The following is a 21,933-nucleotide window of genomic DNA, read 5'->3' as shown; positions in this document are numbered from 1 at the left end:
TGGCGAAACGGCCCGGGGGGCTACAGGACGGTGGCTTGAAGCCCGTATTCAGGCACTTGGCGGCGGGGCCAGGGAAGGAGGGGATGGCGCTTGGATTTACTATTTCAGAGTGATGCCGGGCGCGAAAAATCCGCGCCCTGAATTGAGATAAATGGCACTTGTATCTTTTGCATCCAGTGCAAAGGAATATCAAAACAGCCCGCCGCGTTGAAGGCCAGCACTTCGTTATTCGCTCTCTTGCTCTGCAATCCACCCTGGTTCCGTAGGTCGGTATTTCTGGCTAGGGAAATTGGGTGACTGTGGCCAGTCTCGTAGCAGTTGCACATATGCAAGCAACTCGCTGTATTGAGCAGCGGTCAGACTGGTTTGGATGGTCAGCTCAAGCTCGTCACGGTGCCGCTCCCGCAACCACTTCACGCTGTCGAGTTCCGCGTCTCGCCAGAAACGCTCTTGGTTCGCTATCGCCTCGGGATCAGGTGTTGGTTCGACCAGTACTGGCCGTCCCTGATCGTTGAGCACAATGGATTGGCCGCTCGCTTCCCCGGCCAAAAGCATTACCCGTTCCTCTTTGGTGATCTCAATGGCATCAGACGGGATGCTCTTGGCCGCATAGGTAGCAGTGTCCAAGAAGCTGCGAGACGCAAAGTGATAATAGATAGCCATGAAGCCTCCTAGCAGCCAACCGCGAACCAGGCGATATCGCCGGCCGATGCTGTGTAATTGTTCTGAACTCGAATCTGCGACGAAGAAAGGAAGATCGCACCTGGTGCAAACGCAGCGGGTGTGGTCATTGTTGAAAAATGCATCGAAGCCAGAATGCGAAGCGGGTTCGTCGGGAATGCGATAGGCAGCGAGATGTCTCGCGTCGGTCCCTGAGATCCGGCTGTTGCTGTCGCTTGGGGAACTCCCGTGGCAATTCCCCACTGGAAAATTAAGCCGCCCAGCCATACCGGAAGCGCGATGTACCCGGTCGAACCGAGTAACATCGAGACCCCCATGCGCAGCTTTTTGGGGGTTACGATAGTCGTGTCATCGGTACCAGCATTGACCAGCGTCTGTGTAGCGATACGCGCAATGCCCAGCACGCTCTCAGTCGCCTGAATGACTTTGGCGGCAATAGCCTGGAACACGCGTAACGCGTTCATGGGCTTGTTGGTATCGGCACCAGTTTCAGCCTCCGACTGACTGGCGAAGCTGACCCCATACCCACCAAGGCTGTTTGGCGTGCCGACCACACTGCCCCAAGGCACGTTGGTCAACCCGCCACCGTTGGCGGTCAGCGGACCAGAAATGTAGACACCATCAGCCTGGACACGCACGCCGTAGCCAAAATTCCAAGGGGCGCTGCTGAGCCCCATATAAAGGCAGTTCACGGAGTCATTGTTACCCCAGGCGCCAAACCCGCCGAGAATATCAGCGCCCGAAAGTGTACGGACGTGTAATCCGCCAGCCCATGATGTTGTGGCTGATGCCATCACGTCCACGCTTCTGGCACCGACCATTCTGACGTTTTCGGTAAAAGAACCACCTGTGATGCCATAGCCTTCCAGTGTGGTTGGCTTGCCGCTGGTGATCTTGGACCAATCGAGGTCCGGTATATCCAAGGCGTTGAGAGCCGCACCGCCCGTTACTAGGCCTTTTGCGTTGACCTGGACTTTCGGATACGTGCCGGCAGAGACGCCACTGTTGGCCAGCGTCACGACAATGTTGGCATTTGCGGTGCCGTCAAAAGCCGCGCTGCCAGTGACTGCTCCCGAGAGCGTGAATGTTCGCGCCGTTGCCAACTGTATGGCCTTGCCAATGGTGGTCGCGCCATTGATGACCTTCTCGATCTGATCCTTGAGCCACTGTGTACGGCTCGCCAGTTGCTTGGCCTGCAGGTTGTCGATGCCCTCGGGGCCACCGAGGACAGGATCAGAGGTTTCAAGCTGGTAAATTCCGGACGTCCATTCAATCGGTTCTGGTAGATCGGCCATTAGCTGCTCCCACGGTTGTATTGACCGTCACGACGTGCAACGCCGTTGTGCCGGATCGCGACTTCCTGATAGTCGAGAGACACCAGGCGGCAGCGTGCAGGGGCGACGGAAAGAAGAAGGCGGCGCACCAGCGCAGCCTGGTCATTGGTGATGACGCGTTTTAGAAAGACGCGGTAAAGCGCCCAGGCAGATGGGTCGCCGTGGACGTGGTTGCCGTTGCGAGTGATTGAGCCGTTGCGAATCTGGTTGTTCAGCCCCTCCTGGATCGTCACCTCACCAAAGCCCAGCAAGCGGATAACTTCGCGGATGGCCCAGGGTGTGCCCTTGTATCGATGCAGCTCGGCCGAACTCTTGATCAGGTTGCGCTTGGCATCCTCGGACTCGGCCAGCAGCCATGCTGCCTCGTCGATGAGCGAGAACTGATCGGCCAAGACAGGCAGCAGTTGCGGTTTCACCAGGTCGACCAGGTACACCAACATCGCGTTGATATCGAGACTGTCAAACGTCTCGTTGAGCAGCTCGCAGAGCAACTCGAAGCGCTCATCACCAGCCAGGGCTGGTGGTAGCTGTTGCTCAGCCATATGCCACCCCTGCATCCTCCAGCAGGATCGATGTGCAGTTCGCCCACTCATTACTCAGCAGCTCGCGCCAGGCGCTGGGTAACTCCAGTTCGGCGCGATAAACGCCATTCACCTGCAGCAGTGCGGTGATTTGTTCCTGGACAAGATCACGGCCGAGCCCCGCACGGCGCTCAATCGCATACGCATCGGCGGCAGCCCTGGCCGTCTTCATCGCTTCGGCTCGATCTGCTGTCGCGTAAAAGGTCAGGCGCGCCTTGATGGAGTAGGTCACCTCGGTAGGTGCAAGGGCGTGCACGGTGTCGCATAGCGGACGCAGCTTTTCACCCGTGACCTGGCTTTTGATCTGCTGCAGCAGATCGTCCGTAGGCAGGCCGGTGTTGGTAAGCGGGAACAGAGCTACATGGCCATCTAGCTGGCCGTCATCCGGCCCATGTACAGCGACATCGATTATCGACTGATGTACAGCCAAGGCATGGTAGCGATAGGCGCCACGACTGCCGGCGTTGCTGAAAGCTTCGGGGGCAAGAATGATCCGCTCGCGGTAGCGGTCATCATCTTCATCCTCGGCACCATCGGCGGTGACACTGGTATTAGTCGCGGTCAGACCTGCTGCAGGTGAGTTACCAATGCTGCTGATCTGACCAACGGCCCAACCGTTGCCAACCATCCCGGCCGCAAGACAGGTTGCTGTGGTGCCTACCTGTGTCTGGCCAGCGAGGATGGTTGCATCCTGGTCAGTCAAGAAAGTGATCTTTGCGTCTTGGGTGCTGACCCGAGTGCCGGCAGGAATCAGCAGCGACTGCTGAACGGCAGCCGGCATGGTGAAGCGGATTGGGCACCGCGCTGGGGCGGCCAACAGCCTGGGAGTTGCAACCAGTTCGCCCAGGTAATCAAGAATGGGGGCCTCTGCGAAACGCACCAGAGACTGCTCGCCGGCATTCTGAATGGCCATATCCGAGAGCGTTTTGGTGTAGGCAATCAAGTCGATAAAAAGCCGCTCGACCTGGGCGGGATACAGGGTTTTCCCCGACTTGGCCTCATAGCGGGCAATCAGGGCAGCTTCGGTCGCGGCCGGATCGATATCGACAAAGACGGGCTTAGGCAGCTCGCGCATAGGGCACCTCCGTCAACTGGGTGACACCATCCGCAACACGCCACTGTACCCGCACCCTGATCTGCGACTCTTCAATCTGCACCTCTACCTGCACGACCGAGATGCGGGTTTCCCAACGACGAAGAGCGTCGACCGTTTCCCGCACCAGGTGCGGCGTCACTCGGTTGACAGGCCAGTCGATATACAAATGCAGGTTGCTGCCGAAGTCCGGCCGATGAGCGTCTGCACCTTTGGGCGTGGTGAGGATGATGCGAATGGACTGGTCGATATCGCGCAGACCCTCGACAACCTCCCCGGATGTACCGAGGGCGGGCTGCCAGTGGGCGGCGGTGATGCTGGTATAAGGAGTGGGCGTCGTCATGCACCCATAATGCAAAAGCCTGCTGACGCAGGCTTTTAATCGAGTTTAAAGAGACTCGTGCGGACCCGTTGTATCATTGCCTACGCCGTCTTGGCATGTCGCAGCCTGGGAGTTATATGGAACTACTTAAGACTATCAAGGGTGAATGGGCAGTGATCTCTACAGCTCCATTCACCTTCCTGATCCTAGCGGCTCTTATGTCCGCCGCAGCCTATTTCGTTGCTCGCTGGCGTTATACGGCGATTATTGATGAAGCGAAAGCCAAGCAGGAAACGCTTACAGAACGCCTTCATTTGAGGTCAGAGCAGGTAGAGTCATATCGAGAGAAGGCATCTAAATATGATCAAATGCTAACTGAGGTTGTGGACTCTGGAACCACCGAGTTAAGGGATAAAGCATTAAGGTTGGTCGCTGATATCAGGGAGTTTGTTGGGCGCTTTAAGCGCCTGGAAAGGTCAGATCTTGAGGATAGATTTTTCGAAACAACACACATCGGCACAGATTTTAAAAGCGATCTGCAATGGGAGCGCCAGACTCAGGCACTGATCAACAATACACTCGAACGTAACGGTGAGTACGACCGACGTTTTAAAATCGAAGCAATCATATTGCGAGATGAGTTGCGTAGCCGATTGCCGGATTACAAACCAGATGGTGTCCGTCCGCTTTTGTATGAAAAACCGACTAACGCTATTGGTTTCAGCTCTGTTGCTGATGATCTTGAAAAGATGGCCAAACTGCTGAAATAGGTGGCTTCCATTCAATGGCTATGGTGGTTCGAGTTGCCACCGACATCCAAGATAGTCCCGGTCGCATTCACGTCGCCATTCACCTGCAGGTTGCCATTCAGGGTGACCTGCGGGATGTCCAGAGTCGCTGAGGGCGCCTTCACCACCACTGGCTCACCGGCTTCAACCGTGATGTTCCGGCCGCACTTCACCAGCAACGCCCCCACGCAATCCAACGTCATCACCCCGGCCGCACGGTCGTAAGTGGAGACTGTCCCGTCACTGAACCGCACATAGTCGGTGTCCTCGTCGACCACAGGCGGCGGCTCGGCTGTCGAATAGACCCCGCCCAGGTAAACACCACCTACACCGTCAGAGTCCAGCAGCACCGCACCCTGTTCCTTCAGCTCTGGCATCAGTGGCCGGCGCTGAGTGCCCTGGGTGTTGCGCTGGGGGACGTTGAGCCAATAGCTCTCAACGCCGTCACGGTCATCCAGTCGCACCCGGACACGACATGTCATGTAGTCCACGGCGCTGATTTCGCCGTACTCCAGTTGAACGCCCATCAGACGACCACCTCTTGTTGAAGGCCGTAGGTCGACAGCGCCAGGTCGGGCTTGGTGCTGTCCTGGGTCATCGAGATCGAGGGCGCCGAGACACGACAAGACTCAAGATCGACGGTGTATCCACCGCTACGGGTCATTTCATGTCGCGCTGACGTGATCAGGTAGTTGCCACCGAGCATGCCTGCGGCTGCCAGCGTGACGATGTTGCCACTGAGCAGGTTGGGTCGGCCCATGGCTGTCCAGGCGCCTGTTGTGCGCTCCCGGTTGGCCTTGGCCAGCTCGGCCTTGGCTTTCGCCTTGGCCTCTTCGGCCGAGGCACTGCGCTTGCGCTTCTTCTTGGTGTCGCCGCTTGTCGTGGCCTTACTTGAGCTGCTCGGCACCGCGACTGTTTCACGTTTATTGTTGATGGTGTACGAGATCAGCTTTTTGGTCGCCGGCTCCTTGTGCTTGACCTCAACGGCTTTCGGTACTTCCCGGATCTGATCGCGAAGATTGATGTTGCTCAGGTCTCCCAGTACCAGGGACGCCACCGGCACGCCCTTGACCAGTTCGCTGATGGCATGGAACACCATGCGCTTGCCGGTCACCTTGAACGCATAGTCGTACTCGCCCGCCAGGTTGCGCAGGAACACCAGGTCCGACTCCTGTTGTGTCAGCCGGTCGAGCTTGATCGGTTCGATACTGCCGATCAGCTCCAACCCCTGGCGGGTGGCGATCTGCTTGGCTACCGCGTCCAGGGTCGTGTTTTCGTAGGCCTTGTGTTCAGGCGTGCGCAACGGGCTGTTGATGCCTGTGCCCAGGGCGCGGATGGTGACCGTAAACGGCGGGCCTCGCAGTTCGACCCCATCGATCTCAAACCGGCCCACCGTGCGCAGTGGCTGCCCCTCCCAGCCAATAGACAGCGCCAGGCTATCGCCCTGTCCTGGATACCAGGGACCGCGCCATTTGCCTTCGGCGTCTTCCAGCTCGACATCCAGGCTGTCGGCCAAGCCTGACAAGAAGTCCTGGTAGGTCAGTGACAAGAGGTGTTCGCTGACGTTGTGGGTGATATTGCGCTGCTGGTAGGTCAGGACGAAGCGCGCCTCGGGCACCTGCCCGGGAATCATCGCATCCATGGCGGCAGATCCTCGGTTGTCGCTACGGGTTCAAGGACCGGAATGGCCAGAGTCAAACCGGCCGGCAAGGCTCCGGTGATCGGCACATGCATGTTGGCCTGAACGATCGGCAAATACCGATGAGCATCGCCGTAGTAGCGCCAGGCCAACTGGTCCCAGCGTTCACCCTCGGTCGTGATATGGGTCAGAAACATCACGCTTTCCTCGTCAGAACTTCTGCAGCAAGGCCCGCCAAGCGGGTACTGGCACCGTCCATGGTGGTGAGGGCCTGGTCAAGCGACTGACGGGACGCAGTGAACCGGTCAACGATGTTGCCCAGGTCTACCGGGTCGAGCGCTGATCGCGCACCTGTCACGCTGCTCAGGACGTCTTCGCCCAGGCGCGACAGGTCGGCGCCGTCATCGAGCAGGCCCGCGGCTGCAGTCAGTCCCTGCAAAGGCTCAATGGCCCTGGCAGTGACACCCAGCAGTTGGGGCACCTGGCCTAGGATCATCGAGGCGTTGCCACTCTTGACCGTCTCGTACAGGTTCTGGCCAGCCTTCAGCATGTTGCCGGCCGTCTTGGCATGACCGATCACCGCTTGCACGGTGCTGGGGGCAGGCATCAGCCGTGAGATAAGTCCGGGCGATCCTGCAGCAGCAGCTGACGTACCGTTCAACGCCGTATCGAGCAGCCCGGCGCGAGTCACCTTGCGAGTGAAGGCCCCGGTGTACTCCTTCAGGCTCAGTTGCACCACTGCAGACTGAATCTGACCCGTTGCCGTCGCACGGCGGACGGTGTTGCCGATGTTGGTGATGACATAGGCGCCCAGGTACTCGCCGGAGCCCATCACGAACGCCAAGGGCTCGTGCTTGGCCTTGGCCTGGCGCAATGCCCGCAAGCGCGCCTCGGGATCGCCAAGGACAGGATGCAGCTCGATGGTCAGGTTGCATTCGTCCAGCCCTTCGCCGATCCACTCCAACAGGGGCTTGCCCTGGATGCGGGCATGCTCGGCCCAATCGGCCGATCCACTTTGCTCCATGCCGCTGATGCCACCGGCAACGGTGAATTCGATCTCGCCCAGGATGGCAAACATCAGGCTATCCCTCCGTCACCCGAGCCGTAGCTCAGGCGGCGCTTGTCGTGCATGTAGCGCTCCATCATCCGTAGAAACTCGGGATAGCTCGCCTGCAGAGCCTGGCCAACCTGATCGCGCACACCAGGGCCACCTGGCACGGTGATTTGCGGAGAGAAGTTGAAGACGGGTTGACCGCCTGCAGCTGGAGCAGCACCAGGAGCTGTGCCGCCACCATTGCCCATCATGCTTGCCCTGGATACGTCGGCCGGGTTCGGCGGTGCGAGGTCGACACCCGATTGCGCCGCCATGCCAAGCGCGGCCTTACGCACCAATCCGGCCTGTGCACTGATGCCAATCGCGGCACCTTCGCTGATGTTGGCCCCGTAGCCCATGAATACGCGGCTCGGCGACTGTATACCCAGCGTCTCGGTGAACCAGCCTTTTACCGATGAGCCGACACCGACCACGCTTTCTTTCAGCGAGCTGGCCATGTTGCGAATGCCGTTGATCAGGCCAGTGACAATCATGCCGCCGAACTCGCTGAACTTGCCGGGCAGCTCAACGCCGAAGTAGCTCATGACTCCGGCAAAGGCCCTGTAGAAAAGGCCCAGCGGAGAGAAGTTGGCGATCAATCCGACAATGCCACCCAGGCCACCGCTGAAACCGGCCTTGATCTCCCCCCAAAGGCCCACGAAGAACCCTTTGATGGGCTCCCAATAGCGATAGATCAGGTATGCCGATAGAGCGATTCCCGTGATGAGCAAGCCGATGGGATTCATCAGCAGGGCTCGACCAAGCCATAGCACAGTCTGACCAACCAGCTTCAGACCAAACAACAACGTACTGCCCAGGACTTTGCCCAGGGCCAGCGCCCCGCGTGCGGCCAACAACAGCGGTGCACCCAGGGCCATAGTCAGGCCGCGCAAAAAGAGCCCGCTGAATCTGACAACAGTCACCAAGCCGCGACCAACACGGGATAGGCCGGTGATCAATGGTGTGAACTTGCCCATTTGCCACATGGCACGCAGCAAGGTCCACTTCGCAGAGAGGGTTTTGATAGTCGTGGATATAGCCACGAAAGGCGACAGCACCAGGTTGGCCCCATAGGCAACACCGATGAAGGCCAGTTTGCTGAGCAGAAGACCGCCGACCAGGCCAATGACGCCTTTGATGAGTCCAGGGTTCTCACCTGCCCAGGTAGCAAATGACAGCACTACTGGTCTAACTGCCTGGGTAATGTCCACAAGTGCCGGCAACAGAACGTTGCCAATGGTTATTCCAAGGTCCGATAGATTAATAGTCAGCGCCTTTAGCTGCTCTTTCGGACTTTCCATGCGCTTGTTCCAGTCAGCATCAAGCCCGCCTTTATCGGCGGCATCGATACTGCCCTGTTGAATGCCTGCGAGATCCTTCCTGTTGGCCATAGCTGGCCGAACGAATGACAGTACCTGCTGATCGGCAAACAGCTCCCCCAGCTTGTACGCCTCGTTCAAACGACTGAGGGCAATCTGCCGCTCTTTATCATCCTTGATGGCCATTACCTTCTGAAACTTATCAGCCGCCCCTGGCCCCTTACTACCTACATACTGAGTAATGACCTCCAACATTGCTTGGACGGGAGTAAGACCTTTCCCGACCAAGTTCTTCATAGCGTCTGTTAAATCAATTCCGGCACCTTCAAAGGACTTGAGTGTGTCCTTCGCAGTTAACTTAGAAAGGAAGTTCTTGAAGTTGTTCGCGGCTTCGTCGTTGCTACCGGCGCCGCGCCGAGCGATCTGCAGAGACGCACCGATCTCAGCAACTGCACGCTCACCAGTGACGCCCAGGGCGGCAAATTGGGGGGTAAGTTGTGGCAGCCATTTGGCCATGTCCGCCAGCTCAAACTGGCCACTCTTACCGGCAAAGGCGAGCATGTTCATTGAACGCTCCAGCCCTGCAGCACCGATACCGAGGTTGTCGTTGAGCGCGATGGCCACCGACCCCAGGTCATCCATACTGGCCCGAGTGGCTGTCGCGGTTTTGGCCATTACTGGTGCGTAGGCAGCCAGTTCCTTGGCACTGGAGATGCCACCAGCAATTAACACCGCCGTGCCGGTGGCGACTTCGGTCTGTGTCTGATTCCACTTCAGTGCAGAAGCCCGCATCACATTGCTGAGTTCGGCCTCTTCGGTCGCATCAAAGCCACCGGTAATTGCAATGTCATTTGTTCGGTCCTTGAAGTCGATAGCGGTACGCATCGATTGAACAACCGGCGCACCAAGTACAACCCCTGTGCCGACCGTTTCCATCGCCTGGCCACGCAGTTCGCCACGCTTGTTCTTGAGGGTTTCGCCACGGGCGATGCTGGTATTGAGGCGGTCCTGCTTGATCTTGAGTTGATCAATGGTTCTGCCGACCTGGTCATACTGTCGGCGCATGCGCTCGATGCCAATACCACCACGCGCCAGGGACGCGGCCAGCTCGGTCCCAATGAGTTTCTGCTTGGCCGACAGGCCATCGGTCGCACGCCCGAGCTGCTGCACCGTTGACTTGGCAGAACCGAATGCGGCACTCAAGGAGCCCGAAACAGCGGCCCCTATTCGTAATCCGACTAAGACTTCATTCGCCATAGAATACCCGGCAGGCTATTGGTTTGAGGGGGTGCGCCTGAGGCGTAGGCGCACGGCAGGACAAAGGTCTGGAGAGGCTGCCGATCAGCGGTTCATCTGCTCGGCAGCTTCGATGCGGCGGTCAATCTCACGTCGACACACATCGACCCAAAACAAATACCGATCCATGTTCAGCTCGTCGATTTCAGACGGCTGTAGCCTTAGCACCAGCAACAGTGCCTCGTCCCAGGAGTTCAGCCAGGTCTCGTCCATCAGCCATTCCCCGAAACACCTCGCTGACCGCCTTGGAGTCGGCGATATCCAGGTCCATCAGGTCTTCAATGGTCAGGCCGGTCATCTTGGCCAGCAGAAAATCTTCCATGGCGGCCTCGTCCTTGGTGTGGGTCTGTGCAGCGCTGATGTCTTTGCGCTTCAGGCGCTTGATGGTCAGCGTCGAGATCGTATCGCCAGCGGCGTTTTGGAAAGGAAACTTGAGGGTGAAACTGAGTACTTCGGCCATCTTTGTTGCTCCAGGTTGTCGGTTTAATCGACTGCTTTAAGTGAGCCCTGAGCATCGCACCTGGCCGTGGCGATGACTTTTAATCGAGTTTAAAGACGAAGCCCCGCACGATGGCGGGGCTTCGGGTTGCCGTCCTGGCAGCTCCAGTCCGTGGAGGTAGTCCTTAGGCCTGGCCGATGTTCTTCCGGTACTTGGACAACTGGTCTTCACCACCAACCCGGAAGATGTTGGACAGGTAGTCCAGCAGCACCACTTCATCACCGTTGAGTACCTGGCGCACGTAGGTGGCCGAGAACGGCGTTTCATACTTGGCCGGATCGCGCGGTTTATGGCTGCCCAGTTGGTACTCCTTGCCAGTGATGGTCATCATCGTGACCAGCGGGATCTCGTCGACCAGGCCGCCGTTGTTGAACACCTGGACGTTGGAGCGGCACTGCAACTGAATGCTCTTGAAGGGAGTGACCAGCTTCTTTGCTGCTTCAAAGTACAGGCTGTTCCAGGTGATCTTGCCTTCCAGCTTATCAATGCCATCCGGCAGTTCGATCAGGCCAACCATGCCTAGCCCCTGGAAGTCGCTGGTCACAGCCTTGATCGAGCCCAGATCGATCTCTTCGGACTTGCCAAAGAAGCTGGTGCCGTCCAGGTAGATGTTGGCGTTGGAAATACGGTGTGCGCTAAAACCGGCCATTTATGCGGCTCCCAGGTTGACCAGGTATTCCCCGGTGATTTCAGTTTCGAAGGTGCCGCGCTCAAACGGTACAGGCACGCCTAGCTTGTAACTGAACAGGACGTGCCCCAGCTCAAGCTCGGTTTGTGGATTGCGCGCAGGGTCATACCAGCATTCGCCACCGAGTAACGCCTCGTCGCCAACCAACTTACGGATGAACAGGTTGACGCTTTCAGTGACGCTAGTGATCAGCGAGTCAGTAACAGGCTGGTCAATGAACTGCAGCGAGCTGTAGCGAATCGATTCGTCCACCACGTCCTTGGTACGCCGCACGTTTTCAAAGTTGCGTGTGTGGGTCACGGTAGGCCAGGCAGCGGAACGGTTACCCCACAAGCGCAAACCGGTGCCGAAGGAGTTGAAGACGGTGGTGATGCCGTTTTCGTTGAGCAGATTGACCTCACTGTTCGGGTCATCCACCCGAGCCGTCAGTGGTCGCTCCAGGCCAATCACGCCAACCAGTTCCTGGTTGGACATGCTCCACCAGTAGCCCTTGTCGTTGTCGATCTTCGCCCGTAGGCCTGCTGCACGGATCGACAATGGCTGCAGGCGTGAGCCATCGGTTGGCGCGTCGTACACCTTCACATGCGGATAGCACAGACGCACGCGGTCGTTGCTTGTGTTGAAGTTGATGGCCCCGGCCGGACCGCGCCCTGCAATAGCTTGCTGGACCGTGATGCCGATAGGCGCATCGATATAGGCAAACGCCTTGACCTGCACAGCCGAGGCGATCAACTCGACACTCACCGAATTCAAGGTACTGAAGCCCGGTGCGATGAAGATCTTCGGAAAGTACCCGAGCAAGTTGTAGCTGTCCTGGAAAGCCTTCAAGCCAGTACGCCGGCCGGCAATGGTGACCCCGCCGATGATATCGGCCGGAGTGACTTTGCTCGGATCGGCGTAGGTGTAGTCTGCCTTCACCTGGGCGTTGGCAGGAATGGTTCCGGCCGGCAGGCGGGTCACTCGGCCGGTCAACATGTTCACCGTGTAGTCAGTGCCCAGATCGTAGGTGGTGTTGCCATCCGCCGACTTGATCGTCAGCAGCTGCAGCGCGCCGTGCTGCAGCTGTAGCAGCTCGTTATCACCGAACTGCTTTTCCTGGCCCACGAGACTGGTGCGGTGAATTGCTGGGTCGAGAACGTTGACCACCAGCACCGTCCCTGCGCCATAGGCATAGATGCCTTCCAGAGCTTCAGGAATGCTGAAGCCGGTGAGGTGTGAGCCGAACAGAGCCGCATCTACTTCATTCAGCGATTGGGTCAGCTCGTTGACTGGGCCGATAGGCGCCGTGCCGACCAGGGCGATTACCGCCGACTTGACCACTCGAATGGCCCGAGGGCCGCTTTCGACCTCGATGGTTTCGATACCGTGCAAATAGTTAGCTGCCATTGGGCTTACTCCTGTCCAGGTTTCTGAGACACGGCTGCAGCCTTGCCTGCAGGTTTCGCCTCAGGTGGTGCAAGTACCAGGTGCTTGAGTTCCAGCAGCACCAGGGTGTAATCGTGGTCGGCCGGTAGCTCGACGGGTTTTCCCGGCTGCAGCACCACGTCCAGCAGTTCGCGGGCTTCGCCTACCCGCAGAGTGGCGCCGCTCTGCGGGCCGTTATAGATGTAGCGGGTAAGTGTCATTGGTCTTCCTCGAAACGAACTTGTGTAAGCAACGGGCCACTTTCGGGGCCCATGACCTGCAGTTGAGTGGCGCGCAGGGCGAAGTCCTGGCCGTACTGCCAGAGCCCTTGTATCTGGCCGATGTATTGCTCTGCGACTGGACGGCAGGCCTGATCGCAGTGCGGTGCAAACCAGCCAGTCAGGCAATCGCGGATGTGGTCCAGGTAGCTGACCGCTCCGTCTTTGCCGTTGAGCTGACGAAACACCAGGGTCACCCTGATGACGATGTTGCGAGCCTGAAACATCGAGTCCCCGGCCTCGGAGCCGCCGAAGGTCGATTTGCCGTAGGCCAGCAGGAGTGCCCCCCGTGGGTGGTTTAGGCGGTAACGTGCAGGGTCTTCAGGAAACAGCTCGACTGTCAGTAGTTGGCCGAAGGTCTCCTGCAGGCGCCTCTGCATCGCCTCCAGCAGTTGCACTGTTTGGGTTTTGGGCTGGCTCATTTGTAGCGTCCCCAGAGGTCACCGCTGAACTGTTGAGGACGTGCGCGAACCCGGATTTCCCCAGGCTCCGGTGCAGCCTGTCCGCTGGGCATGCCCAGCGTGACCACGCCGTCCCTGATGCTTTCCAGGAGCTTGATGGTGTCCTTGCGGCTGTCCTTCACCGCGTCTGGCAATGCCCCTTCGGGCCGGCGCTGATACAGCCAGTGCCGGGCCAGGTACACCACTGCATCGCGCAACACGGTCGGGACCGGAACGAGCGGCAAGTCGTAGCGGCCGCGAAGGTAGCCGTCGACCAGCTCTTCAGCCTGGCGGACGCCATCCTCAATAACGTCCTCGTTGGGCTCCATCGCGGCGGGGTCGTCGTTGGAGAGCTGAAGCAAGGTCAGCTCAGGAATGGCCTTGCCGATATCGGCGCGAGTGCAGTAGCGCATGGCTGGCCTCAGATTCCCCGGACGATACGGATGACATCACCTGCAGCTGTTGCCGCATCCATGGTGATGCCGTTCGCCTTTCCTGTAGCGAGCGTCACCGCTCGACCCGAGGCGTCGGACTCCACCTCGACACCAGCCGCCACAGCGGCACCGGCAGTGACCAGGCAAATGCCCAGGACACTGACCGGGGCCACGTTGTCCGCTTCGGTGTCAGCTTGAACCGTGCCCAGGGCCTTGGCTCCGACGGCGCACAAGGCTCCGTTGAAGCCAGCGAAGAGGTAACGCGGGAGGTCAACCAGCGCCACGACCGAGGTGATGAGTACAGGTTGTTGAGTCTTCATTTTTTGCTCCTGGAAGGTTCGATAATTCGGCGGTCCAACAGCGGGTCCGCTTCTTCATCGTTCAAGAAAATTTCATCGCCCAGGTGATACCAGGTGCCGTCATGCAGCACGGACGACACATCGGTCACCAGGTAGCCAAGAAGCTCCGGCCCACCCGTGGCGTCGTCTTTCGGACCTGCTGCATCACCAGGGGACGAACCAGAGATAGTCATTGGCGCCCGAAACTCATCAAGCCGATCGTCCAGGTTCAGCTCATCCGAAGCGTTGGGACCATCAGCAGCCGGCGCACCAGGTGCGGGAGTTGCTGGAGCCGCAACCTGATCGCCGGCCTGTTCGTTCGTTGCTGCAGGGCCTGTCTGAGGAAGTGCTGCAGCAGCTGGTGCAGCGGCAGCGGTTTGGCTGACATCACCCTGAGCTGCATCAGCGGCTGAGGGGGTGCCCTTGGTTGGTTTAGCTGCCATGGGAACCTCAGCCGTTGATGTCGGAGATCAGGTAACCGGCATCCGAGCCCACGACCACGGGCTTATAGATGTCGGTGTTGCGGACGAAACGCACCTTGCCGCCCGAACCGTCGTAGGTGTCGATTTCGGGCATGCCCTTGCGTCGCAGGGTGTAGCCGAAGCTCGGCTCTTCATAGTCAGCCTGGTTGTCGGCTCCAGGCTTGGCCACGTAGGCCAGGGTCAGGTTGTCGCTCCAGATATCGGCGGTGTTGGTCGCGCCGGCCAGGGCCTCACCGATGCGAATGTCATCGATACCGAACAGAGCTTTCAGATGTTCCAGGGTGATCAGCTTGCGTTCATTGCTGCCCAGCGCTTCCTGGAGCTTTGGGTGGAACTTCAGGGACTGGTACACCGAGGCGCCCATGGTGATGGTGTTGGGGCGGATGCCGATGCGGCTACGGATCACTTCCTTGCCTTGTTCAACGACCGCGATAGGGTCGCCGCCGCCGTTGCTCCATTGACTGGAGCCGACCAAGGTGACCTTGGAACCGGTTGGAAAGGTGCCAGGGTTCTGTGCCAACTTGGCGCAGGTCACTTCACGGCGCAGGTCGATGGTGTTGACTACGCGGCGAGAGGCGCGAGCTTCAGCGTCGAACATGGATTCGCTCTTCTCGCGGTAGTCCACGGGATAAGCGATGTCATGTTCACGCAGCACAACGTCCAGGCCGTCCAGGTCATCCGGGGTCATGATGTTGGATTGGGCACGGATGGCCCGCTCGGTGTCGTAGACCTCGAAGGCCTCCTTGCCGAACAGCGGGATGGTTCCGGCTTCCTTGTCGATCAAAGCGATGGGGAACAAGCCTTCGCCGATGTACTGGGCGTTGCGATAGCCACGCGCCAGGTTGGTGAGTACCGGGTCAACGACCCGCAATGCCTTCAAACGATCAGCCATGATGACTCCTTGTTACTTGATGAGCTGGCGAACCGCCGACTCGTAGGGGATGTTTTTGCTGGACGCCAAAGCCGTTGCACGGTTGTGCAGACTGAGGCGGTCGGGGTCGGTGTTCTTCTCGGCGAACTCCAGATCGGTCGGTACATGCACATCCCCCGAACGTTCCTTGCTCGCCTGCTCGGCGAAGTCGATCTGTTTTGGCAGGTCGTCGAAGATCGCCTTGAGGCCTTCGATAACCGGCTTGCGCTGATCGCCCTCGCCGAACTCCAGCGGTGCGTCACCGGCTTCGGCGAAGTCCAGGGCAGCAATCAAGGCGGCGGTGTGTTTGGGCAACAGCTTGCCCGCACCGACCAGACCTTCAGCGAAAGCCAGGTTCTGGCCATGACGTTGGTCGGCCTGGGCTTTCTGCTTCTCTTCCTGGTGTGCAGCCACTTGCGATTTGAGGCGTTTGTTTTCCGCCTCCAGGGCGGCCTGTTCCGTTGGACTCACGGTGTGTTCCTCGGTGGTTGGTTTGCTGGGTGGGGTGGGTTCGGTGAATGAGGGGCGGTCGTCTTCGCGGCGGGACTCCGCCAACAGGTTGTCTACGTCCCAACCAGGTACAACGCGGTCAGCGGTTTCCTGGCCGAACTGGTCGATGAACCAGTCACGCAGGCGGCGGAAGATCCCGGCCGAGACGGCATCGCCGAAGTCGCCGAACTCGATTTCCAGCACACCCTCGCCGTCATCGAACTCAATGTCGGACAGACCTTTGATCGCGGGTGGCTGGGCGCCGAGGAAACCGATATGGCGCAGGTAGTAGATGCCAGGCTTGGGGTTGCGTGGGTCAGTGGGTGCGTACCAGGACGCGGAACGCGGATACCAGGTGCCGGCCGCTACGCCTTCGGCGAAGTCGTTGTGAACCTGCTCAGGTACTGCCGTCGCTTCGCCTTTGACGTTGCGGCTGATGGACCGAACCCAGCCATAGGCCGGCCCGTTGTCCTTGGGGTGACCGATGACCAGGGGCGCCCGGTGTAGCGCCGGGTCGTAACCGCTGATGGATGCAGCCAGGTCTTTCTCAGTGAACTCGACGGTTCGGCCCTGGCTATCGACATGCTTACCGGCACGAAAGAAAGGAATGGTTTTCATGGTCTGTGCACTTCAGTTGAAGGTGATGCACACAGACTGAGCCAATGCCCGGCCGAAGACTTTTAATCGAGTTTAAAGAGTGTCGCGGCGGTGTTGATGCGGCCAGGGTGCCATTGGCACCCGCGCAGTGGGATAGGAGTGAGGCAGCAGGGCTTTATAAAGCGTTTACAGCGTGATTCGCCTATGCGGTTCGATGAACCGGAGTCGTATGCACGCTGTGGGGGCTCTGAGGGGCTTACAGGCGAGCGGCCTTTTCGAGGTGATTCATGGCCAGATCCAGGATTGCCTCTTCTGCTTCGGGCTGCAGCTCGCCCTCGGCATCCATAGGCAAGAACTGTCGACCTGGAATGTCACCCCACAGATGAGGGAAGTCTGACTTGGTGCCGCCGAACTGCATCATCGCGGCGTAGGGTTTGTTGCTGCCGACCAGTGCCGAGCTGTCGGTGGCTTGCGTCGTGATCGAGGCGGCCAGGCCTGCGGAACTGACCTGCAGCATCTGCCCAGGCCAGTTGCCGTTTTTCTCCCGGCGTGCTGTTGTGACATCGGACAGGTCCTCCCACTCGGGGCGGCCTTCCTCGCCGAAGTTTTCCTCGGTCTGGCTGGCCAGCTCGGCGGCGATGCCACGCATCAGCGGTGCAAGGTCGCCCACAGCCCATTCAATTTTGCGCAGGGCGGTCTGCAGGCGCTGGTGATCCAGTTCGACGGTGAACATTTCAAACCTCCTGGGCGGCTGCCTGTTTGCGTTTAAGCATGTCAGCCAGGCCAGTACCTGGTGCGTGATTGAATCCGGGGTCGGTGCGGAAGGTGATGGCCTTGCCAGCGGCGTCTGTTGTGCGAATGCCGGTGACGGGTGCGGTGCGGATCTCGCCGGTGCGTTTGTCGGTGCCGGTTTCCACGGTCTCGGTGAACATACGTCCTTCGCTCGACACGACCTTCAGACCTCGGCGTTTCACTGCGGCCTCGCTCAGCGCGACAACACGGCAACGGCAGTTGAACCCGTTCGGTGGGTAGATCGCCGACCAGATCGGGTCATCGTGGCGAAACACCTGGCCATGCAGTGCCCGGTGACTCGGCCGGGTCTTGCCGTCCAGGATGGCCACATACATCCAGTACGGATGGGTCTCGGAGGTCTGTTCCATCTCGGCCTTGCGGCCGGCCATGTAAGCGCTCTGCAGGTTGGTCTGATAGATCGTCTTGAGACGGCGCGGACTGCCCAGCTGGACCAGCTCGCCGACGCCTTCACTGTCGACAATGACTTGCTGTCCCCACCAACCTTGCGACTCCAGGACGGGCTGCAGATCTGCGATGAACTGCTTGAGGGTCTGGCCTTCCTGCAGTGCGGTTTCCAGGGCGCCGCGAATGTCCGACAACAGATCGAGGCGCATAGCCTTGGCCACGGTGAAGGATTGGTCGTGCGCCTGGTCGAGCATTTCCTGCCAGTTCCAGGTGATCGCGTAGCCCTTGGACTTCAGGTAGACCACAGCGTTTTTGGGCTCCATGCCGAAGACGGCCTTGAGGTCGGCCGGGTTCGGGGCCTTCGTGGTGGTCGCCATCAGTCCTCCCGATCCGCATTGGCATTCAGGCGGCCCCACAGGTTGGCCATGAACAACAGGCGTGTGAGGTTCTCCTGCAGCGCCTGGTCATCCATCGTCGGGTAGGCTTCGGCCAACAGGCCAAGCGCCTCGGTATCGTTGCGAGCGCGCAACAGTGTCTCGATCAGAGAGGCAACGGCCTGTTCGCTCTGCTCCTGCAGCAGCTCGGCAGGAAGGCTGTTGATGGCCTGATCAAGCGCTACCTGGTCGAGAATGGGCTTCAGGGTCGACTCGGCAAACTCCGATGATTCAGCCGGCGTCGGGGTCTCGTCCAGGTCGCCCTCCTGCAGGTGGTAGGTACGCATCCAGTATTGCGATGTGAACTTCACCCCGGAGTCGGTCAGCGACTTGTCGCGGTCGGCCTGGGTCTTGTCGATCTCTTCTTGTTCCCACAGCTCGTACAGCGGCGCAGCAACGTTCTCGCCGAAGTTCAGATCGACGACACGGCGAATGACCGCGTTCATAGTCGCGGCAACAATGCCTTTGTCGCCGTCGCGGATGTCCTTGGTGACCTCCAGGCCTGCCGTTGCGCTGGCCCTGTTGCTGTTGGCTTCGGTGGTTTGGTTCTGCCCCAACAGCCCGACGTTGATCTCACTGCGGCAGTAAACCAGCAGCTCGCGGTAAACCTCGGCGCTGCCGGCCTTGCCAGCGGCCTCAATGATCTCGACGCTGGAATCATTCGGGATAGCGGCAACAGCGTCCTGGACCATCGCCTCAAGGCTGTCGAGCAGCAGATCGGTTTCCCCTGTGCTGGCACCGCGGGGGTGCTTGCCAATCACCCAGGGCGAACCGTACTTCTCGGTGAACTGGACCCAGAACTTCAGGCCGCCTTTCATGAAGATCACCGGCCAGAAGCACATGGACAGATCAGCGAAGCCATACGGGTTGTTGTAGGTCGCATCCTGGCGGGCCACGACAAAGCGTTGCGGGTCGCACAGCTCACCAGTCAAGCCGGCATCGCGGGCACGGAAGCGCAGGTTGTTCTCCTGGTCGTAGAGGAACCACTCGGCCGGCTTGCCCAGCAGATCCTCCGGGACGATGTTCAACCCGAGCGGACGCAACATCAGTTCAATGGGTTGGAACCCGTACAACGACGCATCCAGCATCTCGCGAATGATCCGGTCGAGATCGAGGTCGGTCAGCCAATCGCGTATAAAGCGCTCAACCCGCACGGGGGCATTGCCGCGCTTCAAGTCGCGCTCCAGGGCGAGGACTGACGACTTGCGACGGCGGATGTTGCCGCCGACCAGGGCCGAGCTGCGCAGATCCCGATAGACAGTGATGTCCTTGCCCTGGGCCTTGAGGATCGGGTCGGGGTTGGGCAGATACATACCCAGCGCCTGGGCATCGAAGCTGCGCGCACGGCTGGCGATATGCTCGGTCAGCCCCTTGTGCTTAGGCTCGGCGAAGTTGACGAATTCTGTGGGAGTGACCCACACACCTTTCTTGTTCATGCGAACCCCAGAGTCATGCGGGTGCCCTGACGCGGGCGACGAGATTTAACAACGACAGGTCCCGAGACCATATCCAGGGTGGCGAAGTTGGCCAGAACACCGGCCCCCGCAAAGTCGCCATGGCGATATAGGTCCGGGTCTTTAAGGTCTTGCGAGCGGGCCTTCATGACCATTGGAATGCCGTCTACGGTTTCAATGGACCGCACGTCCTGCTGCAGAGAATCATCCTTGGGCATCGTGATAGTGCCGTCTTCATAGAGCTGGATGAACTTGGGCATCCAGGCGCCGTACCAGCCGCGACTGAGTTTTACCTGCTGAATGCGGTCATGACCGAACTCGTCGGCGGTGTCTTCGGCCATGGTCTCGCCATTGCCAGTGGCATCCAGTGCAGCACCGGCAAAGCGTGGCAGTCGGCGCAGGATGTAGAACAGAATCTGCTGCTGTTGCCGGGTTGGCACCTTGTGCATTTCCACTACAAATGGCACGTCGCGATGCCGTGCCTGGTCGACGGACATCGGGCAGATGATTGAGAAGTCACGGTGTCGGGCATAGTCCATGCCCAGGTAGTGCCGCAGCTCAGGCGTCAGATCCTGGACCAACGGTGCGAGATAGCGCTCAATCCAGTCTTCGACATACGCTTCACGGCGGCCTACTGACTGCAGCGTAAAACCATCGTCCAAGGCCAGGCGCAGGACCTCCCGATCTGGACGCATGGCGTCCTCGATCCACACACCAGGAATACACACGCCGTTGCCATCGCGTGGGATCGCGTCCAGCTCTTCGCGCATCTGCGCTCTGCGTGGGCCATAGGCATTGCGAATGCCCTTGTACCAGGCTTCCTTGCCTTCTGGCGTGGCTTCCTCGCCACGCATCATGCAACGCCGCTCATAGAGCCCGTTGGCTACTGCATCATCGAAGGTGGCCTTGTAGACCAAGGCGGCGTCACCGTACCGGCCTTCCTGAATGTCGGCGATCATCTGGTTAAAGGGGTTGGACTTGCCATTGTGGGTACTGATGATGACGATGCGACCGCCCCAGATCAGCAACGCGGTAGCGGCATCGAGCACAGCCGACACATTTCGGTGATAGGCCGCCTCGTCGATGATCACCTTGCCCTGCAGGCCGCGCAGGTTGGCCGGGTTGCTGGACAGTGCGACGATCTTGAAGCCGGAGGCGTAGCGAATGCGGTAGGCGTTGATCTGGCGGGTGTTGCCTGAGTCGTCCTGGTCTTCAAACAGGAACTCTTCGATTTCGCTGACGCCCGAAGCCTGGGCCTCGGCCATCACCCGGCTGAACTTGGCGCAGTAGCCTATGAACTCCAGGCCTTTTTCCTTGGTGTCACCGACATAGAACACGTCCATACCGCCAGCAGCCTTGCGTGACGCGGCAGTGATCACCGAGTCCAGGGCTTCGGCAAACGTGATGCCAGTCCGACGACCTTTTTCACAGAGCTTGATTTGAGCCTGAATGCGCAACCAGTTGACCTGGTGCGCCATGAGGATGCCATCCGCAATCGGGTTGTAGCCGGCGGGGATCTGCTTGACGCTTGGCGGCAACTCGTCCCATTCAACAACGCGCAATGTGCTGGACGAGGGTTTGACCGCTGGTGCGCTCATTTGACCCCCAGGAATTTCTCGCGCCAGAACAGGGCCTGCTCTTCGCTGATACCTCCGGCCTGTACGCTCTTGGCCAACTCCGCGTCTTGTTCCTGGAGCAGACGATCACGCGCAGCTTTCTCGATAGCCTGGCGCTCTTTGATGCTCAGGGTCCGGGCCTGCATAGTGTTCTTCGCCGCCCGCGCCAGCTCGGCTACCTCCTTGGTGGTGACATCATCTTTTTCATGGGCGCCCATCGCGGCCTGGTAAGCCAGGGTCGATATCGCCTCGACCAGCAAAGCGCCGGTCTTGTCGGATGCGTCCTCACCGAAGGCACCCACGAAGGCTTCGGCCTGCTCGCGGTGCTGGCGGGTCTTCTCGGTCAGCAGTTCGAAGCCTTGCTTGAAGCGCCCCAGCGCGCTGCGGCTGGGGGCTTTCTCGTTGGGAAAGCGCGACTGGATGTCGGCAAGCATGTCATCCAGGGTCATGCGGTCTTCACGCAATAGCTTCTGGATGTACGCCTTGACCATCGGCGGCAACCGATTGATGGATGATTTACCGGCCAT

26 protein-coding genes are annotated in these 21,933 nt (G+C 59.4%); 1 reads left to right on the top strand and 25 read right to left on the bottom strand.

The features are described 5' to 3' along the window. Positions 1–225: 225 nt before the first annotated feature. From J4D52_RS22805 to J4D52_RS22785, 5 genes are read right to left on the bottom strand one after another with little or no spacing between them, the layout of a single operon-like run. Entirely contained in the window at positions 226–663 is a 438-nt protein-coding gene (locus tag J4D52_RS22805) for a phage tail assembly chaperone (protein WP_158246975.1), read from the bottom strand. 8 nt (positions 664–671) lie between these two features. After that, the gene (locus J4D52_RS22800) at positions 672–1,976 is read right to left on the bottom strand and encodes a hypothetical protein (protein WP_158246974.1); all 1,305 of its coding nucleotides are present in this window, start codon (positions 1,974–1,976) and stop codon (positions 672–674) included. Beyond that, positions 1,976–2,557: a phage tail protein gene (locus J4D52_RS22795; RefSeq protein ID WP_102677720.1), complete on the bottom strand. Its 582-nt coding sequence runs from the start codon at positions 2,555–2,557 to the stop codon at positions 1,976–1,978. The genes J4D52_RS22800 and J4D52_RS22795 overlap by 1 nt, the downstream gene beginning before the upstream one ends. Next, positions 2,550–3,671 (bottom strand): baseplate J/gp47 family protein, encoded by a 1,122-nt coding sequence (locus J4D52_RS22790; protein WP_102677719.1) that lies wholly within the window; start codon positions 3,669–3,671, stop codon positions 2,550–2,552. Before J4D52_RS22790 ends, J4D52_RS22795 begins: the two co-directional genes overlap by 8 nt. Continuing rightward, positions 3,655–4,032, bottom strand: coding sequence for a GPW/gp25 family protein (locus J4D52_RS22785; protein ID WP_102677718.1), 378 nt, complete (start codon positions 4,030–4,032; stop codon positions 3,655–3,657). Before J4D52_RS22785 ends, J4D52_RS22790 begins: the two co-directional genes overlap by 17 nt. Before the next feature lie 116 nt (positions 4,033–4,148). Here J4D52_RS22785 and J4D52_RS22780 point away from each other — a divergent pair, with 116 nt between their 5' ends. Then, positions 4,149–4,781, top strand: a complete 633-nt coding sequence (locus tag J4D52_RS22780) for a hypothetical protein (protein WP_102677717.1) — start codon at positions 4,149–4,151, stop codon at positions 4,779–4,781. 11 nt (positions 4,782–4,792) lie between these two features. On the opposite strand, the gene J4D52_RS22775 is transcribed toward J4D52_RS22780, so the two are convergent. The 20 genes from J4D52_RS22775 to J4D52_RS22680 all read right to left on the bottom strand — a co-directional run bounded on the left by J4D52_RS22775 (position 4,793) and on the right by J4D52_RS22680 (position 21,933). Beyond that, on the bottom strand, positions 4,793–5,326 hold the full coding sequence (locus tag J4D52_RS22775) for a phage baseplate assembly protein V (protein WP_102677716.1): 534 nt from the start codon (positions 5,324–5,326) through the stop codon (positions 4,793–4,795). Continuing rightward, positions 5,326–6,441 (bottom strand): phage late control D family protein, encoded by a 1,116-nt coding sequence (locus tag J4D52_RS22770; RefSeq protein ID WP_102677715.1) that lies wholly within the window; start codon positions 6,439–6,441, stop codon positions 5,326–5,328. Before J4D52_RS22770 ends, J4D52_RS22775 begins: the two co-directional genes overlap by 1 nt. Next, entirely contained in the window at positions 6,429–6,635 is a 207-nt protein-coding gene (locus tag J4D52_RS22765; RefSeq protein WP_102677714.1) for a tail protein X, read from the bottom strand. The genes J4D52_RS22770 and J4D52_RS22765 overlap by 13 nt, the downstream gene beginning before the upstream one ends. Beyond that, complete coding sequence (locus tag J4D52_RS22760) at positions 6,635–7,516, bottom strand: phage tail protein (RefSeq protein WP_102677713.1); 882 nt, start codon at positions 7,514–7,516, stop codon at positions 6,635–6,637. The genes J4D52_RS22765 and J4D52_RS22760 overlap by 1 nt, the downstream gene beginning before the upstream one ends. Next, a complete protein-coding gene (locus J4D52_RS22755; protein WP_256581572.1) occupies positions 7,516–10,053 on the bottom strand; it encodes a phage tail tape measure protein in 2,538 nt (845 codons plus the stop codon). Before J4D52_RS22755 ends, J4D52_RS22760 begins: the two co-directional genes overlap by 1 nt. Positions 10,054–10,291: 238 nt before the next feature. Then, complete coding sequence (locus J4D52_RS22750) at positions 10,292–10,606, bottom strand: phage tail assembly protein (RefSeq protein ID WP_102677711.1); 315 nt, start codon at positions 10,604–10,606, stop codon at positions 10,292–10,294. 163 nt (positions 10,607–10,769) lie between these two features. Next, positions 10,770–11,294 (bottom strand): phage major tail tube protein, encoded by a 525-nt coding sequence (locus J4D52_RS22745; protein WP_102677710.1) that lies wholly within the window; start codon positions 11,292–11,294, stop codon positions 10,770–10,772. Next, positions 11,295–12,719 carry a phage tail sheath subtilisin-like domain-containing protein gene (locus J4D52_RS22740; RefSeq protein WP_102677709.1) on the bottom strand — a complete coding sequence of 475 codons (1,425 nt, stop codon included), beginning with the start codon at positions 12,717–12,719 and terminating at the stop codon, positions 11,295–11,297. 5 nt (positions 12,720–12,724) lie between these two features. Next, positions 12,725–12,958: a hypothetical protein gene (locus tag J4D52_RS22735; protein ID WP_102677708.1), complete on the bottom strand. Its 234-nt coding sequence runs from the start codon at positions 12,956–12,958 to the stop codon at positions 12,725–12,727. Then, the gene (locus J4D52_RS22730; protein ID WP_102677707.1) at positions 12,955–13,437 is read right to left on the bottom strand and encodes a Gp37 family protein; all 483 of its coding nucleotides are present in this window, start codon (positions 13,435–13,437) and stop codon (positions 12,955–12,957) included. Before J4D52_RS22730 ends, J4D52_RS22735 begins: the two co-directional genes overlap by 4 nt. Further along, the gene (locus J4D52_RS22725; RefSeq protein ID WP_102677706.1) at positions 13,434–13,868 is read right to left on the bottom strand and encodes a gp436 family protein; all 435 of its coding nucleotides are present in this window, start codon (positions 13,866–13,868) and stop codon (positions 13,434–13,436) included. The genes J4D52_RS22730 and J4D52_RS22725 overlap by 4 nt, the downstream gene beginning before the upstream one ends. An 8-nt stretch (positions 13,869–13,876) precedes the next feature. Next, complete coding sequence (locus J4D52_RS22720; protein WP_102677705.1) at positions 13,877–14,209, bottom strand: capsid cement protein; 333 nt, start codon at positions 14,207–14,209, stop codon at positions 13,877–13,879. After that, positions 14,206–14,670, bottom strand: a complete 465-nt coding sequence (locus J4D52_RS22715; protein ID WP_146018010.1) for a hypothetical protein — start codon at positions 14,668–14,670, stop codon at positions 14,206–14,208. Before J4D52_RS22715 ends, J4D52_RS22720 begins: the two co-directional genes overlap by 4 nt. Positions 14,671–14,677: 7 nt before the next feature. Further along, positions 14,678–15,601: a hypothetical protein gene (locus J4D52_RS22710; RefSeq protein ID WP_102677704.1), complete on the bottom strand. Its 924-nt coding sequence runs from the start codon at positions 15,599–15,601 to the stop codon at positions 14,678–14,680. Positions 15,602–15,613: 12 nt separating this feature from the next. Further along, entirely contained in the window at positions 15,614–16,726 is a 1,113-nt protein-coding gene (locus tag J4D52_RS22705; RefSeq protein ID WP_102677703.1) for a peptidase, read from the bottom strand. 235 nt (positions 16,727–16,961) lie between these two features. Continuing rightward, positions 16,962–17,438: a phage virion morphogenesis protein gene (locus J4D52_RS22700; protein WP_102677702.1), complete on the bottom strand. Its 477-nt coding sequence runs from the start codon at positions 17,436–17,438 to the stop codon at positions 16,962–16,964. Between the two features lies 1 nt (position 17,439). Next, positions 17,440–18,279 carry a phage minor head protein gene (locus J4D52_RS22695; protein ID WP_102677701.1) on the bottom strand — a complete coding sequence of 280 codons (840 nt, stop codon included), beginning with the start codon at positions 18,277–18,279 and terminating at the stop codon, positions 17,440–17,442. Next, positions 18,279–19,772, bottom strand: coding sequence for a DUF935 family protein (locus J4D52_RS22690; RefSeq protein WP_102677700.1), 1,494 nt, complete (start codon positions 19,770–19,772; stop codon positions 18,279–18,281). Before J4D52_RS22690 ends, J4D52_RS22695 begins: the two co-directional genes overlap by 1 nt. Beyond that, positions 19,769–21,388 carry a hypothetical protein gene (locus J4D52_RS22685; protein WP_102677699.1) on the bottom strand — a complete coding sequence of 540 codons (1,620 nt, stop codon included), beginning with the start codon at positions 21,386–21,388 and terminating at the stop codon, positions 19,769–19,771. Before J4D52_RS22685 ends, J4D52_RS22690 begins: the two co-directional genes overlap by 4 nt. Beyond that, positions 21,385–21,933, bottom strand: coding sequence for a phage protein Gp27 family protein (locus J4D52_RS22680; protein WP_102677698.1), 549 nt, complete (start codon positions 21,931–21,933; stop codon positions 21,385–21,387). Before J4D52_RS22680 ends, J4D52_RS22685 begins: the two co-directional genes overlap by 4 nt.

This window comes from Pseudomonas sp. GW460-12-10-14-TSB1, from assembly GCF_017349775.1.
In the GTDB taxonomy this organism is placed as follows: Bacteria; Pseudomonadota; Gammaproteobacteria; order Pseudomonadales; family Pseudomonadaceae; genus Aquipseudomonas; species Aquipseudomonas piscium.
This window is presented reverse-complemented; position numbering and strand designations above follow the sequence as displayed.

What these genes read in the sequence shown, in the direction of transcription:
- J4D52_RS22805 (WP_158246975.1), bottom strand. Translation starts at nt 663, where the DNA reads ATGGCTATCTATTATCACTTTGCGTCTCGCAGCTTCTTGGACACTGCT.
- J4D52_RS22800 (WP_158246974.1), bottom strand. Translation starts at nt 1,976, where the DNA reads ATGGCCGATCTACCAGAACCGATTGAATGGACGTCCGGAATTTACCAG.
- J4D52_RS22795 (WP_102677720.1), bottom strand. Translation starts at nt 2,557, where the DNA reads ATGGCTGAGCAACAGCTACCACCAGCCCTGGCTGGTGATGAGCGCTTC.
- J4D52_RS22790 (WP_102677719.1), bottom strand. Translation starts at nt 3,671, where the DNA reads ATGCGCGAGCTGCCTAAGCCCGTCTTTGTCGATATCGATCCGGCCGCG.
- J4D52_RS22785 (WP_102677718.1), bottom strand. Translation starts at nt 4,032, where the DNA reads ATGACGACGCCCACTCCTTATACCAGCATCACCGCCGCCCACTGGCAG.
- J4D52_RS22780 (WP_102677717.1), top strand. Translation starts at nt 4,149, where the DNA reads ATGGAACTACTTAAGACTATCAAGGGTGAATGGGCAGTGATCTCTACA.
- J4D52_RS22775 (WP_102677716.1), bottom strand. Translation starts at nt 5,326, where the DNA reads ATGGGCGTTCAACTGGAGTACGGCGAAATCAGCGCCGTGGACTACATG.
- J4D52_RS22770 (WP_102677715.1), bottom strand. Translation starts at nt 6,441, where the DNA reads ATGGATGCGATGATTCCCGGGCAGGTGCCCGAGGCGCGCTTCGTCCTG.
- J4D52_RS22765 (WP_102677714.1), bottom strand. Translation starts at nt 6,635, where the DNA reads ATGTTTCTGACCCATATCACGACCGAGGGTGAACGCTGGGACCAGTTG.
- J4D52_RS22760 (WP_102677713.1), bottom strand. Translation starts at nt 7,516, where the DNA reads ATGTTTGCCATCCTGGGCGAGATCGAATTCACCGTTGCCGGTGGCATC.
- J4D52_RS22750 (WP_102677711.1), bottom strand. Translation starts at nt 10,606, where the DNA reads ATGGCCGAAGTACTCAGTTTCACCCTCAAGTTTCCTTTCCAAAACGCC.
- J4D52_RS22745 (WP_102677710.1), bottom strand. Translation starts at nt 11,294, where the DNA reads ATGGCCGGTTTTAGCGCACACCGTATTTCCAACGCCAACATCTACCTG.
- J4D52_RS22740 (WP_102677709.1), bottom strand. Translation starts at nt 12,719, where the DNA reads ATGGCAGCTAACTATTTGCACGGTATCGAAACCATCGAGGTCGAAAGC.
- J4D52_RS22735 (WP_102677708.1), bottom strand. Translation starts at nt 12,958, where the DNA reads ATGACACTTACCCGCTACATCTATAACGGCCCGCAGAGCGGCGCCACT.
- J4D52_RS22730 (WP_102677707.1), bottom strand. Translation starts at nt 13,437, where the DNA reads ATGAGCCAGCCCAAAACCCAAACAGTGCAACTGCTGGAGGCGATGCAG.
- J4D52_RS22725 (WP_102677706.1), bottom strand. Translation starts at nt 13,868, where the DNA reads ATGCGCTACTGCACTCGCGCCGATATCGGCAAGGCCATTCCTGAGCTG.
- J4D52_RS22720 (WP_102677705.1), bottom strand. Translation starts at nt 14,209, where the DNA reads ATGAAGACTCAACAACCTGTACTCATCACCTCGGTCGTGGCGCTGGTT.
- J4D52_RS22715 (WP_146018010.1), bottom strand. Translation starts at nt 14,670, where the DNA reads ATGGCAGCTAAACCAACCAAGGGCACCCCCTCAGCCGCTGATGCAGCT.
- J4D52_RS22710 (WP_102677704.1), bottom strand. Translation starts at nt 15,601, where the DNA reads ATGGCTGATCGTTTGAAGGCATTGCGGGTCGTTGACCCGGTACTCACC.
- J4D52_RS22705 (WP_102677703.1), bottom strand. Translation starts at nt 16,726, where the DNA reads ATGAAAACCATTCCTTTCTTTCGTGCCGGTAAGCATGTCGATAGCCAG.
- J4D52_RS22700 (WP_102677702.1), bottom strand. Translation starts at nt 17,438, where the DNA reads ATGTTCACCGTCGAACTGGATCACCAGCGCCTGCAGACCGCCCTGCGC.
- J4D52_RS22695 (WP_102677701.1), bottom strand. Translation starts at nt 18,279, where the DNA reads ATGGCGACCACCACGAAGGCCCCGAACCCGGCCGACCTCAAGGCCGTC.
- J4D52_RS22690 (WP_102677700.1), bottom strand. Translation starts at nt 19,772, where the DNA reads ATGAACAAGAAAGGTGTGTGGGTCACTCCCACAGAATTCGTCAACTTC.
- J4D52_RS22685 (WP_102677699.1), bottom strand. Translation starts at nt 21,388, where the DNA reads ATGAGCGCACCAGCGGTCAAACCCTCGTCCAGCACATTGCGCGTTGTT.
- J4D52_RS22680 (WP_102677698.1), bottom strand. Translation starts at nt 21,933, where the DNA reads ATGGCCGGTAAATCATCCATCAATCGGTTGCCGCCGATGGTCAAGGCG.